At 68.6% G+C, this 13,705-nt stretch carries 12 protein-coding genes; 11 read left to right on the forward strand and 1 reads right to left on the reverse strand.

From position 1 onward, the window contains the following. Positions 1-85: 85 nt before the first annotated feature. Positions 86-1,183: a UDP-N-acetylglucosamine 2-epimerase gene (locus tag ACFXI3_RS29770; protein WP_378403937.1), complete on the reverse strand. Its 1,098-nt coding sequence runs from the start codon at positions 1,181-1,183 to the stop codon at positions 86-88. A gap of 111 nt (positions 1,184-1,294) precedes the next feature. Between ACFXI3_RS29770 and ACFXI3_RS29775 the strand changes: the two genes are divergently transcribed. The 11 genes from ACFXI3_RS29775 (at position 1,295) to ACFXI3_RS29825 (ending at position 13,627) form a co-directional block, all read left to right on the forward strand. After that, positions 1,295-2,314, forward strand: coding sequence for a glycosyltransferase family 2 protein (locus ACFXI3_RS29775; protein ID WP_378403939.1), 1,020 nt, complete (start codon positions 1,295-1,297; stop codon positions 2,312-2,314). Beyond that, a complete protein-coding gene (locus ACFXI3_RS29780) occupies positions 2,311-3,615 on the forward strand; it encodes a hypothetical protein (protein ID WP_344265952.1) in 1,305 nt (434 codons plus the stop codon). Before ACFXI3_RS29775 ends, ACFXI3_RS29780 begins: the two co-directional genes overlap by 4 nt. A gap of 83 nt (positions 3,616-3,698) precedes the next feature. Beyond that, positions 3,699-5,645 (forward strand): DUF6541 family protein, encoded by a 1,947-nt coding sequence (locus tag ACFXI3_RS29785; protein WP_378403941.1) that lies wholly within the window; start codon positions 3,699-3,701, stop codon positions 5,643-5,645. A gap of 60 nt (positions 5,646-5,705) precedes the next feature. After that, complete coding sequence (locus ACFXI3_RS29790; RefSeq protein ID WP_377926893.1) at positions 5,706-6,410, forward strand: glycosyltransferase family 2 protein; 705 nt, start codon at positions 5,706-5,708, stop codon at positions 6,408-6,410. Positions 6,411-6,419: 9 nt separating this feature from the next. Then, positions 6,420-6,857, forward strand: a complete 438-nt coding sequence (locus ACFXI3_RS29795; RefSeq protein WP_344265943.1) for a DUF2304 domain-containing protein — start codon at positions 6,420-6,422, stop codon at positions 6,855-6,857. A gap of 44 nt (positions 6,858-6,901) precedes the next feature. Next, complete coding sequence (locus ACFXI3_RS29800; protein ID WP_378403943.1) at positions 6,902-7,378, forward strand: uridine kinase; 477 nt, start codon at positions 6,902-6,904, stop codon at positions 7,376-7,378. 427 nt (positions 7,379-7,805) lie between these two features. Then, positions 7,806-9,497 carry an ABC transporter substrate-binding protein gene (locus ACFXI3_RS29805; protein WP_378403945.1) on the forward strand — a complete coding sequence of 564 codons (1,692 nt, stop codon included), beginning with the start codon at positions 7,806-7,808 and terminating at the stop codon, positions 9,495-9,497. Positions 9,498-9,584: 87 nt separating this feature from the next. Next, positions 9,585-10,586: an ABC transporter permease gene (locus ACFXI3_RS29810; protein WP_344265935.1), complete on the forward strand. Its 1,002-nt coding sequence runs from the start codon at positions 9,585-9,587 to the stop codon at positions 10,584-10,586. Next, positions 10,583-11,518, forward strand: a complete 936-nt coding sequence (locus ACFXI3_RS29815; RefSeq protein WP_344265932.1) for an ABC transporter permease — start codon at positions 10,583-10,585, stop codon at positions 11,516-11,518. Before ACFXI3_RS29810 ends, ACFXI3_RS29815 begins: the two co-directional genes overlap by 4 nt. A gap of 4 nt (positions 11,519-11,522) precedes the next feature. Beyond that, entirely contained in the window at positions 11,523-12,518 is a 996-nt protein-coding gene (locus ACFXI3_RS29820; protein ID WP_344265929.1) for an ABC transporter ATP-binding protein, read from the forward strand. After that, complete coding sequence (locus ACFXI3_RS29825; protein WP_378403948.1) at positions 12,515-13,627, forward strand: ABC transporter ATP-binding protein; 1,113 nt, start codon at positions 12,515-12,517, stop codon at positions 13,625-13,627. The genes ACFXI3_RS29820 and ACFXI3_RS29825 overlap by 4 nt, the downstream gene beginning before the upstream one ends. Positions 13,628-13,705 lie beyond the last annotated feature (78 nt).

The raw sequence follows: 13,705 nt of genomic DNA on the forward strand, positions 1-13,705 counted from the left end.
CCGCGGGGGGGGGGCCTGCCCCGCCCGCCCCCCCCCACGCCGACGCGATCCCGCGTTGTGGCTGGGTTGGTTAGTGGTGGCTGGGTTAGCAGTAGCCCAGTTGTGCGAGTGAGTTCACTACGATGTCGGACGGGTGGTACTTGTCCATCCAGGATTCGCCGCGGCGATTTTGGTACGTGTCCAGGAATTCCTGCAGTCGGTCGCCGCGCATTTCGGTCAGGATTACGTTTTCGCCGATCCCTACGTGGCGTTCGGTGCGGGCTCGGTGGACGGCGCACGGCAGGCCCAGGTAGCCGCATTCCTCCTGCAAGCCACCGGAGTCCGTGACGACGTACTCGGCTCGTGCGACCAGTGGCAGGAACTTCAGGTACCGCATCTTCGGCTGGGCGATGAACTTGTCGTCGAACAGATTGTCCAAGCCCAGTGCGCGGATCTTTTCCCGTTCTGGCGCGCCTGCCATGTACAGGATCGGCATCTTGCGGCTCTGCGCGCGCAGGATTTCCAAGACCTCGCGGTACTTGTCCGCGCGGGAAACCAACTCGAACCGGTGCAGCGTCGCCAAGCCGAATTTCTCCGGCAAGCCCGGTACATCCAGCGGCTGGTCGACGACCTGGCGCATCGAGTCGATCGCCGTGTTCGCTTCGGTGTTCACCACGACGCCGCGGGCGTTGCGCAGGTTCTGCACTTCGCGCTCGCTCGGCGAGAAGTGGATGTCGACTAGCTTCCCGGCGATTTTGCGGTTCATTTCCTCCGGCAGCGGCGACAGGATGCTGCCCGACCGCGTGCCCGCCTCGATGTGGCCGACGCGTGCCTTCAGGATCTTCTTGCCGATCAACGCGCCGTACGGCGTCGTGAACGTGTCGCCGTGCACCAGCACCAGCGGCGGGCGGCCGTCCGACGACAACCGCGCGCGCAGTTCGGCGCGGCGGCTCCACGCGGTGCGCATGACCTGCGCCGCCCAGCCCGGTACTTGCGCCGGGGACTCGAGATTGTGCGCCTGCGAACGCGGCACGAACCACAGCGCGGGTTCCGGCAGCTTCAAATCCGAGAGCACGTCCGCGACCTCGTCCACGTGCTGTGCGGTGAACCAGATCTCCGGTTTCGCTCCGCGCTCGGCGACGCGATGGAACACCGGCGCGATTTTGATCAGTTCCGCGGTGGTGCCGACAACGAACGAAATCACCGTGGATTACCCAATCTCCGGGCCGGCGACAGCCGGGTGAACAGCAGGTCAACGCCGCGGGCCAGGACGCTGTGCGCTCCGCCCCGCCCGGTACAGGGTAGCCTCGCCGGGGTGAGTGCGAATCCGCCCCTCCCATCGCTCAGCGTCGTGATTCCGGTCTACAACGAACAAGACTGGATCGACCGCAGCGTCGGCGCGTTGATCGCCTCGGCCCAGGCGGCGCGGTGGCCGGTGGAAATCCTTGTCGTGGACGACGGGAGCACCGACGGCACGCCCGCCCGGCTCGCCCGGCTGCGCGACCAGCACGGCATCACCGTGCTGAGCCAGCCCAACAGCGGCCGGTTCGAGGCCCGCCGGGCCGGAATGGCGAAGGCGTCCGGCGAATGGCTGCTGCTGCTGGACAGTCGCGTGATCGTGGACACCGGCAGCCTCGGGTTTCTGCGCGACCAGCTGACCGGCCACCCCGAACGCACGGCCTGGAACGGCCACATCAACGTCGCCTCCGAGCACAATCCGTACGCCGGTTTCATGGCCGGGCTGGTCGCGTTCTCGTGGCGCAAGTACTTCGCGGATCCGAAGCTGACGTCGTTCGGCATCGAGGAATTCGACCTGTACCCGAAGGGCACCGGATTTTTCTGCGCCCGCCGCGATCTGCTCGAGGGCTCCGCCGCCGCTTTCGAATCGCTGTTCGACGACGTCCGGCTGGCCAGCGACGACACCCGCATGCTGCGCTGGATCGCCGAACGCGCGCGCATTCACCTCGCCCCGCAGTTCTCCGGGACCTACCACGGCCGCGATTCGCTCAAGAAGTTCTGGGCGCAGTCGTTCTTCCGCGGCACCACCTACGTGGATTCCTACCTCGGTTCGCCCGGCCCGGCGCGCACCGCGCTGTTCGGCGCGCTCGCGGTCGGCGCGGTCGGAGCCGGGCTGGCCGTGAAGAAGCCGAAAACGACTGCCGCGCTCGGGATCGCCGGGTCCGCGGCGGCCGCGGCCGCGGTCAAGAAGTGCGGGGCCAGCACCGCCGAGGCGCGTGCGGTGGGCACCTTGCTGCCGGTGTTCGCGGCCGGGTTCGGTTCGGGCGTGTTCCGCGGTTTGTTCCTCGCCTTGCGCGCCCGGCTGCGGCGCCGATGAGCGTGGCGGACACCGGCGCGGCGGCCAACGGGGTCGTCCGGGACACCCATCGCACCGCGGGCAAACTCGGCGGTTCGCTGATCGCGGCGATCATCCTCGGCTACGTCCTCACCGTCGCCTGTGCGCGGCTGCTCCCGCCGGACCAGTACGCCACCTTCCTCACGTTCTGGGGCCTGCTGATGGGCCTCGGCAGCGCGTTGTCCCCGCTTGAGCAGGAGCTCTCCCGGCAGTCCGCGACGGCGGCGCTGACCGGTGGCGTCGCCGGCCGCGGGGCGCTGCGCGCCGTGGTTGTCTCGGCGGCGGCCGCGGGGGCGTTCGGGCTGGCGCTGCTCATCCCGCCGATCAACGACCGGCTGTTCCACGGCACCTGGGAACTCGCGCTGGTGGTGGTGGCCGGCGGGATCGCGTTCGCCTGCCAGTTCGGCGTGCGCGGCCTGCTGATCGGCCAGCACCAGGTCAAGCACTTCGCCGGGTTGATCGTCGCCGAACCCGCGGTCCGCGCGCTGGTGCTGGGCCTGCTGGTGATCGCCACCGCGTACCGGCTGGTGCCGCTGGCGCTGGCGGTCGCGGCCGGATCGTTCGCCTGGCTGCTGTTCATCCGCAAGGCGTGGCGGCTGCTGGACGTCCGCGCGGACGGCGACGGCTGGGCGGTCACCAGCCGCCGGATGCTCATGCTGCTGCTCGGCGCGGCCCTTACCGCGACGGTCATCACCGGGTATCCCGCGCTGGTCGGACTGCTCGCTCCCGGCGGCGACCGGGACCGGCTCGGCGCGGTGTTCGCCGCGCTGGTCATCGCCCGGCTGCCGCTGACGCTGGTCGCGCCGGTGCAGTCGCTCGCCGTGCCGTTCGTGGTGCGGCTCTCGGCCACCGCGGACGGCCGGGGCCGGCTGCGCCGAGTCTTGCTGCTGGGCACTTTCGCCGCGCTCGCGCTGGCCGCGCTCGGCGCGCTGGTCGGCATGCTGATCGGGCCGTGGGCGGTCGAACTCGTCTACGGAGCCGCCTACCAGGTGGACGGCTGGGCGGTCGCCGGGCTCGTGTGGTCGTCGGTGTTGCTGGTGCCGATGCAGTTGCTCACCGCCGTGCTGGTGGCGCGCGCCCAGGCCAACCGCGTGTTGATCACCTGGGCAGTGGTCGCGGTCACCGCGGCGGCGTTGCTGCTGGCCATTCCGGGCGACACCGTGCTGCGCGCCGTCGTTTCGCTCGCCGTCGCGCCGATGGCCGGGCTCGTCGTCGTGCTGGTATTCGTACTCACAAATTCGGCCGCGGAAGCAACCTCTGACACCGGTGAAGCGTGTTCTTAGCGTCGCAGTAGTGTGAGTTCCGAGCCGCCGATTCCCGGCGTGCGTCGGATGGCGAAAGCCAATCAGGGTTGGATTCGAATTCGATGAACGTTCTTCTGGTGCTGCTTGCATTCTGGGTGCCTGGGCTCGTCTTCGGAGCGGCCATCCGGTTGCGCGGGTGGACGCTCGGCGCGGCGGCGCCGCTGCTGACGTTCGGGATCATCGCGCTCGGCGTCCCGGTGCTGGGCGGCCTCGGCATCCGCTGGTCGCTGCTCAACGTCGTGCTGTGGACGCTGGTGCTCGCCGTCGTCGGCTTCGGGCTGGCGTTCGGGGCGCAGCGGCTGCGTGCCCGCAGGCACCCGGACTGGGCGGGCGAGGAGCTGGCGAAGCTGCCGCTGCGCGACCACCTCGTGATGGCGGCGGGCGTCGTCGTCGCACTGGGCGTGGGCGCGGTCACTTTTTTGCGCGGCTCCGGCGGGATCAACACCGTCCAGCAGGGCTTCGACGCGCCCTTCCACGGCAACCTGGTCCGCTGGATCGCCGAACACGGCGACGCCCGGCCGTCCACCGTGGGCACTATCGCCAACCTGCCGAACCAGGGCAATTACTTCTACCCGGACACGTATCACGCCTTGCTCGCGCTGGTCTTCGGCAAGGGCGGGCTGACCATGATGCCCACGCTGAACCTGGCCGCGCTGGCGGTGATTTTCACCGTGCCGTTCGGGGTCGCCGCGCTGTGCCGGGTCTGGGGCATGCCCGCGCTCGGCACCGCCGCGGCCGCCGCGGTCAGCACGTGGTTCAGCGCCTTCCCGTACGACTCGTTGTGGCGCGGTCCGTTGTGGCCCTACGTCGCCGGCGTCGCGTTGATTCCGGCGATGCTGGCGCTCGGCCGCTATTTGCTGAAGCCGAACGGCATCGCCGGTCCGGTCGCGATCGGTGTCGGCGTGGCCGGGTTGTGCGGTCTGCACACCAGCGTCGTGTTCGTGGTCGTTGTTTATTTCCTGCTTATTCTTGTCGCCGTTCTCTGCCGTTTCGAGAAGATCGAATGGCGGCGCAGTCTGCCGTCGCTGATCGCGACCGGCGGGCTGGCGATCGTGCTCGGCGTGCCGCTGGTGCTGCCCTCGTTGTACAACGCCGGCGGGGTCACGAGCGCGTACTGGGCGCCGGAGACCACGCTCGCCGGCGGCTTGGGCCAGACGATCACGTTCTCGCCGATGTCGGACTTCCCGCAGTGGTGGATCGGCGTGCCCGCGTTCGTCGGGCTCGTTTTGCTGGTGCGGCACCGGCGGATGCTGTGGCTGGTCGCCGCGTACGTCGTGTTCGGCGGCCTCTTCATGCTGACGGTGTCCATCAACTCGCCGATCATGCAGAAGATGACCAGCCTCTTCTACAACGACCACTGGCGGATCGCCGCGCTGGTGCCGTTGGCGGGTGCGGTCGCGTTCGGAGAGTTCGCGCACACCGGCGCCGCCTGGTTCACGCGGAAGGTGCAGCCGCGGGTCAACCTCAAGCCGGCCGTGCTCGGCATGGTCGGGGTCGTCCTGTTGCTGGTGGTGTGCGGCGGCCTGAGCAAGGGCGGCTACGTCGGCCGCAACGCGAGCCGGCTGGCCGTTACCTACCGGGACGGGCCGACCGTGTCCAAGGCGGAGGAAGCCGCCTTCGCCTGGCTGGGCCAGCACACCGTGCCGGGCGAGCGGGTGATGAACAACCGGTCCGACGGTTCCGTGTGGATGTACGCACTGGCCGGAGTCCAGCCGGTCGAGTGGACCTTCTACGGCGCCGAGGCGAACACCAAGGCCGGGTACCTGAGCGCGTGGGTCAACGACATCGACAAGTACCCGCGGGTCCGCGCGGACCTCACCGACCTGCGGGTGCGCTATCTGATCCAGGGCAAGGGAATGGCCACGGAAAACGCGATCCAGTCCGTCGGCGTGGCGCGGGTCCAGCCCGGCCCGCAGTTCCGCGTGGTGTTCCACAACGAGGGCGCGACGATCTACGAAATCGCCGGACAGTCCGGCGTGACCGGCCCTACCACAGCGAACGGTCAGTGAGCGGTTAAAGTGGCTGCCGTGTCCAGCACATCCGTGAGCACTCGACGCGTGCTCATCGTGATGCCCGCGCTCAATGAGCAAGACAGTGTCGCTTCGGTGCTCGCCCAGGTCAAGCAGTCGCTGCCGGGTGCGGACGTGCTGGTGGTCGACGACGGTTCGACCGACCGCACCGCCGAACTCGCCCGCGCCTGCGGCGTCCGGGTGGCCCGGCTGTCGGTGAACCTCGGCGTGGGCGGCGCGATGCGCACCGGTTTCCGTTACGCCGCCGCACGCGGCTACGACGCCGTCGTCCAGGTCGACGCCGACGGCCAGCACGACCCGGACGAGGTCGGCGCCTTGTTGCGGCTCCTCGACGAGGGCGCCGACATCGCGATCGGCTCCCGGTTCGCCGGCAAGGGCGCCTACCGCGCGGTCGGGCCGCGCAAGTACGCGATGGTCGTGCTGTCGCTGGTGTTCAGCAAGCTGTCCGGCAGCAAGCTCACCGACGTCACCTCCGGGTTCAAGGCGATGGGGCCGCGCGCGATCCGCCTGTTCGCCGGCTACTACCCGGCCGAGTACCTCGGCGACACGGTCGAGGCGCTGGTGATGGCGATCCGGGCGAAACTGTCCATCCGGGAGACCCCGGTGGTCATGCGCGAACGAGCGGGCGGCAAACCGAGCCATTCGCCGGTGAAGTCCGCGGTGTACCTGGGCCGCGCGGGGCTCGCCCTGCTGCTCGCGCTCGTGCGCCGTCGTCCGTCCGTCGACTCGTCCGTCACGGCGTAGGGAGGCTCCATGGCAGGCTGGCAGGTACTGAGCATCGTCATCGCGGCGCTGGTGCTGCTCGTCGTCGTCGAGATGATGCGGCGGCGCAAGCTGCGCGAGAAGTACGCCGGCATCTGGCTCGTGGTGGCGCTCGGCGTAGTGGTGCTCGCGGTGGTCCCGCCGGTCGCGGAGTTCCTGGCGCATCTCACCGGGGTCGCCACCCCGTCGAACTTCGTGTTTTTCCTGGCCGGCGTGGTGCTGGCGCTGGTCGCGCTGCAGCTGTCGACCGAGGTCGGGCACCTGGAGGAAGAGGTGCGGACCGCGGTCGAGGAGACCGCGTTGCTGCGCTGCGAACTCGAAGACACCCAGCGCGAGCTCGAAGCGCGCATCGCGGAGCTGGAGAAGCGCACGTCCGCACCCGACAATGTGGACGGCCTGCCCGAAGCGAGCCCGGCACGCGTTCTCTGATCTCCGCACTGTTCGCCGCTCCGGCCCGGCTCGGCGGCGTCCGGGTGCTCGCCATCGACGGTCCGTCCGGGGCCGGGAAATCCACTCTCGCCGCCGAGACGGTCGACGCTCTCGGGCCGCGTGCCGCGCTGGTCAGCACGGATGCCTTCGCCACTTGGGACGATCCCGTCGCGTGGTGGCCGCAGCTGGAAGACGGCGTGCTGACGCCGCTGGCGCAAGGCAGGCCCGGCGAGTACCGCCGAGTGGACTGGACCTCCGGCACGCCGCGGCCCGGCGAGCTGGTGCGCGTCGAAGTGCCCGAGGTGCTGGTGCTGGAAGGCGTCTCGAGTGGACGCCGGGCACTGCGGTCGAGGTTGTCGTGGCTGTGCTGGATCGAGGGCGGGACCGAGGCTGAACGGTTGTCCAGGGCGGTCGCCCGGGACGGCGAGGCGGCCCGCGGCGAGCTGCGGCGCTGGCAGTTGTTCGAACGCGGCTGGTTCGCCGTCGACGGCACTCGCGAGGCGGCGGACCAGCTGGTCTGAACAACCGGAATGCCTGCTCGACATCGGTTTGCGGCCAGCGAAAACGGCTATTGCGCGGAATGCGCGAGCGCTGGAAACTCGAGTACATTCGGGCTGTTCCGATGTCCTTCGCGGGCAACTCCGAAGGCCCGTCTCACGAGTTCCGGAACATCCACGGCACCCGGAACGGACAACCCGCTCCGCTAGGCCAAACGGGTGAGCAAACCGCCACTCAACGTACCAAACCGGCGGTTTTCGCTACGCAGAGCGCACAATTGCCGACACGTTGCGGTCAATTTGGGGCTTACGTAGCGCGATCGTAACCTCACGTGCTTAAGCGGGGGCCGAGTTCCCGCTAGTGTCACCGAACACACCGATCGCACTGGTCTTCCCGAACTGACCGCCGACGGTGAATTTCGATACACCGAACATTCCCAAGGGGTGCCAGATGCAGCAATTGCGGCTGACCCGAACACGCCGGGCAGCTCTGATCGGACTCGCGGGCGCGCTCGCGGTCTCGCTGTCCGCGTGCGCGGAATCGAAGCGCGACGAGTCCGGAGGCGGTGGTTCCGGGGGCACCATGGTCTTCGGCAACACCGGCAACCCGAAGATGTTCGACCCGATCTTCAACGACGAGGGCGAGACGTTCCGGATCACCCGGCAGATGCTGGACACGCTGATCCAGAACAAGCCGGGCACCGCTGACCTGGCCCCGTCGCTCGCCACGAAGTGGACGCCGAGCAACGACGGCAAGACCTGGACGTTCGACCTCAAGCAGGGCGTGAAGTTCAGCGACGGCACCGCGTTCGACGCGAAGGCCGTCTGCTTCAACTTCGATCGCTGGTACAACATGAAGGGCGCCACCGCCCAGAGCCAGATGATCTACTACGGCGACGTCTTCGAGGGCTTCGCGAACAACGAGGGCACCACCAAGGGCCAGCCGGTCTACAAGAGCTGCGAGGCGAAGGACGACCACACCGCGGTCCTGAACCTGACCCGCGCGAAGGGCGCCTTCCCGGCCGCGTTCACGCTGCCGTCGTTCGCGATCCAGAGCCCCACCGCGCTGCAGAAGTACAACGCGGACAAGGTCACCGGCTCCGGCACGTCGATCACGTATCCGGAGTACGGCTACAAGCACCCGACCGGCACCGGCCCCTTCAAGTTCGAGGGCTGGGACCAGGGCAACGGCCAGATCACCTTGGTGCGCAACGACACCAGCACGATGCCGCAGCCGGCGAAGCTGGACAAGCTCGTGTTCAAGGTGATCCCGGACGAGAACGCCCGCAAGCAGGCGCTCAAGGCGGGCGACATCAACGGGTACGACTTCCCGGCCCCCGCCGACTACGGACTGCTGCGCAACGACGGCGAGCAGGTGCTGATCCGCCCGTCGTTCAACGTGCTCTACCTCGGCATCAACCAGGGCGGCCCCAACGGCGCGAAGCTGGCGAACCCCAAGGTCCGCCAGGCGCTGGCCTACGGCATCAACCGCGAGCAGTTCGTGCGCTCCAAGCTGGCCGAGGGTTCCGAGGTCGCGACCGAGTTCGTGCCGAAGGCGATCTCCGGCTACACCGACGACGTGACCAAGTACCCGTACGACAAGGAACGCGCCAAGCAGCTCCTGAAGGAAGCCGGCGCCGAGGGCCTGACCCTCAAGTTCTACTACCCGACCGAGGTCACCCGGCCCTACATGCCGAACCCGGCCGACACCTACACCGCGATCTCCGAGGACCTGAAGGCCATCGGCATCAACGTGCAGCCGGTCGCGGAGTCGTGGAACGGCGGGTACAAGGACGACGTGCAGCAGAACAGCAAGCAGGACATCCACCTGCTCGGCTGGACCGGTGACTACAACGACGCGGGCAACTTCGTCGGCACCTTCTTCGGTCGCCCGAAGCCGGAGTTCGGCCTCACCGACCAGAACAACCAGGGCATCTTCAAGGCGCTCGCCGACGCGGACGCCGCGCCCGCCGGCGACGCGCACACCAAGGCGTACCAGGACGCCAACAAGAAGATCATGGAATACCTGCCCGCCATCCCGATCGCCTACCCGACGCCGGCGATCGTGGTCGGCCCGAAGATCAAGGGCGTGGTGGCCAGCCCGCTCACCGACGAACGCTTCGACACCGTCACGATCGGCTGACGTGCTCCACTGAGCAGCCAGGCCAAGGGCAGGTGCTACCGCGCCTGCCCTTGGCCTCGTTCCCGGGCTGTACACAAAGGACTACTCGTGCTCCGTTTTCTCGTGCGTCGGCTGCTACAAGCGATCCCGACGCTCCTCATCCTGTCCATCCTGGTGTTCGCCTGGTTGCGCTCACTCCCCGGCGGGCCCGCGTCCGCTCTGCTCGGGGACAAGGCGACGCCGGAAAAACTGGCGAACCTCAACCACGTGCTCGGCCTCGACCAGCCGATTTTCGTGCAGTACTTCAAATTCCTCGGCCGCGCGATCACCGGCGATTTCGGCAATTCGCTCGTGTCGGCCCGGCCGGTTATGTCGGAGATCGGCACCTTCCTTCCCGCCACCATTGAACTGGGCATCTCGGCGATGATCATCGCCGTGGTGGCCGGCATTTCGTTCGGCTATCTCGCCGCCCGGTTCCGCGGCCAGGTCGTCGACAACGTCATCATCGTGCTGACCCTGGTCGGCGTCGCGGTGCCGATCTTCTTCCTCGGCTACATGATGCAGGACCTGCTTTCCACGCCGCTCGGCTTGCCGTCGCAAGGCAGGCAGGCTCCCGGCATCGACGCCACCGTCGTCACGCATTTCGCCATTCTCGACGGAATGATGACCGGCGAATGGGACGCGGTCTGGGACGCGATCAAGCACCTCATTCTTCCCGCTCTCGCGCTCGCGACGATTCCGCTCGCGGTGATCACCCGGATCACCCGCGCGTCGGTGCTCGACGTGTTCAACGAGGACTTCATCCGCACCGCGAACTCCAAGGGCCTCACCCAGCCCGTGGTCCGCCAGCGGCACGTGCTGCGCAATGCCTTGCTGCCGGTGATCACCACGATCGGCCTGCAGACCGGCGCGCTGCTCGGCGGCGCCGTGCTGACCGAGCGAGTGTTCAACTTCCGCGGCCTCGGATTCCTTCTGGCGGAAGGGATCGACAAGCGGGACTACCCGCGGCTGCAGGCGCTGCTGCTTCTCGGGGCACTGGTCTACGTGCTCGTGAACATGCTCGTGGATATTTCCTACGGGCTCATCGACCCGAGGGTGCGTGTGCGGTGAACACTCTGCTGAACAAGAAGAAAGAGCCGATCGACAAGCTCGCCGCCGCGTCGGCGGGCGGGCGCAGTCTCGGCGCCGAGGCGCTGCGCCGGATGCTGCGCAGCCCGGTGGCGATCGTCGGCGGCGTGATCACCCTGCTGTTCCTGCTGCTGGCGATTTTCGCGCCGCTGCTCGCGCCGAAGGACCCGCAGGTCCGGTATCTGCAGGACCAGGTCGTCCTCGGCCGCGGCATCATTCCGGGCGCACAGCCCGGATTCCCGCTCGGCGTCGACGACTTCGGCCGCGACTTCCTGTCCCGGCTGCTGATCGGCGCACAGCAGACGCTGCTGGTCGGCGTGCTCGCCACGGTGATCGGCGTGCTGCTCGGCGCGCTCATCGGCGGGCTCGCGGGCGCGTTCGGCGGCTGGGTGGACACCGTCCTCATGCGCATCGTCGACGTGCTGCTGGCGTTTCCCTCGCTGCTGCTGGCGATCTCGATCGCGGCGCTGTTCGCGAAGCCGAGCCAGTGGACGGTGATCATCGCGGTGTCGATCATCGGCGTGCCGATTTTCGCCCGGCTGCTGCGCGGTTCGATGCTCGCCCAGCGCGAGGCGGACCACGTGCTGGCGGCGACGTCGCTCGGCGTGAAGCGGACGACGATCGTGTTCCGGCACATGCTGCCGAACTCGCTCGGCCCGGTGATCGTGCAGGCGACGCTGACCCTGGCGACCGCGATCCTGGAGGCCGCGGCGCTGTCGTTCCTCGGTCTCGGCGACCCGGACCCGACCCGCGCGGAGTGGGGACTGATGCTGGGCAACGCTTCCCAGCACTTCCTCGACATCCGGCCCGAGCTGGCCTACTACCCGGCGATCGCGATCATCATCGTGGCGCTCGGGTTCACCCTGCTCGGCGAGTCCCTCCGCGAAGCCCTCGACCCGAAGAACCGGCGGTGACCCCGTGGCACTTCTCGAAGTCCGCGACCTGAAGGTCGTGTTCCAGCGCCGCGGCGAAAGCCCGTTCACCGCGGTCGACGGCGTGAGTTTCGACGTCGAACCCGGCCAGACGGTCGGTCTGGTCGGCGAGTCCGGCTGCGGCAAGTCGGTGACCTCGCTCGCGATCATGCGGCTGCTCGCCAAGCGCGGCAACACCGTCAGCGGTTCGGTGCGCTTCGAAGGCACCGACCTGCTGACCCTGTCCGACCGCGAAATGCGCGACCGGCGCGGCCGCGACCTCGGCATGGTGTTCCAGGACCCGCTGTCCTCGCTGAACCCGGTCATCCCGATCGGGCTGCAGATCACCGAGGTGCTGGAGCGCCACCGCGACATGCCGCGCAAGAAGGCGCGGATCGAAGCGGCGGAACTGCTCGACAAGGTCGGCATTCCCGACCCGACGCGACGGCTTTCCGAGTACCCGCACCAGCTTTCCGGCGGGATGCGCCAGCGCGCGCTGATCGCGATCGCGCTGGCGTGCCGTCCGCGGCTGCTCATCGCGGACGAGCCGACCACCGCGCTCGACGTGACGATCCAGGCGCAGATCCTCGCTCTGCTGCGGGAACTGGTGCAGGACACCGGAACCGCGCTGGTGATGATCACGCACGACCTCGGCGTCGTCGCCGGGCTCTGCGACGAGGTCAACGTGCTCTACGGCGGCCGGATCGTGGAGCGCCAGGAACGGCATTCGCTGTTCGCGCAGCCGCGGCATCCGTACACGCACGGCCTGCTGGCCTCGATCCCGCGGCTCGACGAAGGCCGCGGCGAGAAGCTGGTGCCGATCCGCGGTTCGGTCGCCGACAACATCCCGTGGGACGGCGGGTGCGCGTTCGCGCCGCGCTGCCCGAACGCGGTCGCGGCCTGCCTGGAAGATTCGCCGGAGCTGGTTCCCGACCGGAACGGCTTGCTGCGCTGCCACAACCCGGTGCAACCCGCCGTGGCGGCAGGAGGAGGAACCCGATGACGGTGGCGAACACCGACGAGGTGCTGCTCGAGGTCACCGGCCTCAAGGTGCACTTCCCGATCAAGCGCGGCATCGTCGTGGACCGCACGGTGGGCCACGTGTTCGCGGTGGACGGGGTCGACCTGTCGATCCGCCGCGGCGAAACCTACGGCCTGGTCGGCGAATCCGGCTGCGGCAAGTCGACGCTGGGCCGCGCGATCCTGCGGCTCAACGAGCCGACCGACGGCAAGGTCGTGTTCGACGGCACCGACGTCGCCCAGCTCAAGGGCGAGCAGCTGCGCAAGGCGCGGCGGCGGATGCAGATGGTGTTCCAGGACCCGATGTCGAGCCTGGACCCGCGCCAGTCGGTCGAGTCGATCCTCGTCGAGGGCATGCGCGCGCACGGGCTCGACAAGGACAAGGAATCCACCGCGAAGCGGCTGCGCGAGCTGCTGAGCGCGGTCGGCCTGCCGGAGACCGCGCTGCGGAAGTACCCGCACGAGTTCTCCGGCGGCCAGCGCCAGCGCATCGGCATCGCGCGGGCGCTGTCGGTGGAGCCGGACCTGATCGTCGCCGACGAACCGGTGTCCGCACTGGACGTTTCGGTGCAGGCGCAGGTGGTGAACCTGCTGGAGGATCTGCAGGAAGAGCTCGGTCTCACCTACGTGGTGATCGCGCACGACCTCGCGGTGGTCCGGCACATCTCCGACCGGATCGGCGTGATGTACCTCGGCGCGCTGGTCGAGGAGACGACGTCGGAGGAGCTGTACCAGAACCCGCTGCACCCGTACACGCGCGCGTTGCTGTCGGCGATTCCGGTGCCGGACCCGGTGGTGGAGGACAGCCGGGAGCAGATCCTGCTCGCCGGCGACCTGCCGTCGCCGGCCAATCCGCCGTCGGGCTGCCGCTTCCACACGCGGTGTCCGTGGAAGCAGGAAAGCCTGTGCAACACCGATCGCCCGCAGCTGCGCGAGATCGGCGCCGGGCACCGGGTGGCGTGCCACTACGCGGAGGACATCCGCGACGGGCGGATCCAGCCGCACAAGGTCGAGGTGGAACTGGTCGACGCCGGGGCGCTGAACCCCGACCTCGGCCCGCCGGACGTCGGTTCGGCCGCCGAGATCCTCTGAGTCGTCCGTGAAGGCCCCCACCTTTTACAGGTGGGGGCCTTCGCGCGTCCCGGGCTTACCGGTGTCGTATCGACGCGG

This window comes from Amycolatopsis sp. NPDC059235, from assembly GCF_042754125.1.
Classification (GTDB): Bacteria; Actinomycetota; Actinomycetes; order Mycobacteriales; family Pseudonocardiaceae; genus Amycolatopsis; species Amycolatopsis albidoflava.

Coding starts and splice junctions, on each gene's coding strand:
- ACFXI3_RS29790 (WP_377926893.1), top strand. CDS start 5,706: ATGCCCGCGCTCAATGAGCAAGACAGTGTCGCTTCGGTGCTCGCCCAG.
- ACFXI3_RS29785 (WP_378403941.1), top strand. CDS start 3,699: ATGAACGTTCTTCTGGTGCTGCTTGCATTCTGGGTGCCTGGGCTCGTC.
- ACFXI3_RS29795 (WP_344265943.1), top strand. CDS start 6,420: ATGGCAGGCTGGCAGGTACTGAGCATCGTCATCGCGGCGCTGGTGCTG.
- ACFXI3_RS29825 (WP_378403948.1), top strand. CDS start 12,515: ATGACGGTGGCGAACACCGACGAGGTGCTGCTCGAGGTCACCGGCCTC.
- ACFXI3_RS29805 (WP_378403945.1), top strand. CDS start 7,806: ATGCAGCAATTGCGGCTGACCCGAACACGCCGGGCAGCTCTGATCGGA.
- ACFXI3_RS29780 (WP_344265952.1), top strand. CDS start 2,311: ATGAGCGTGGCGGACACCGGCGCGGCGGCCAACGGGGTCGTCCGGGAC.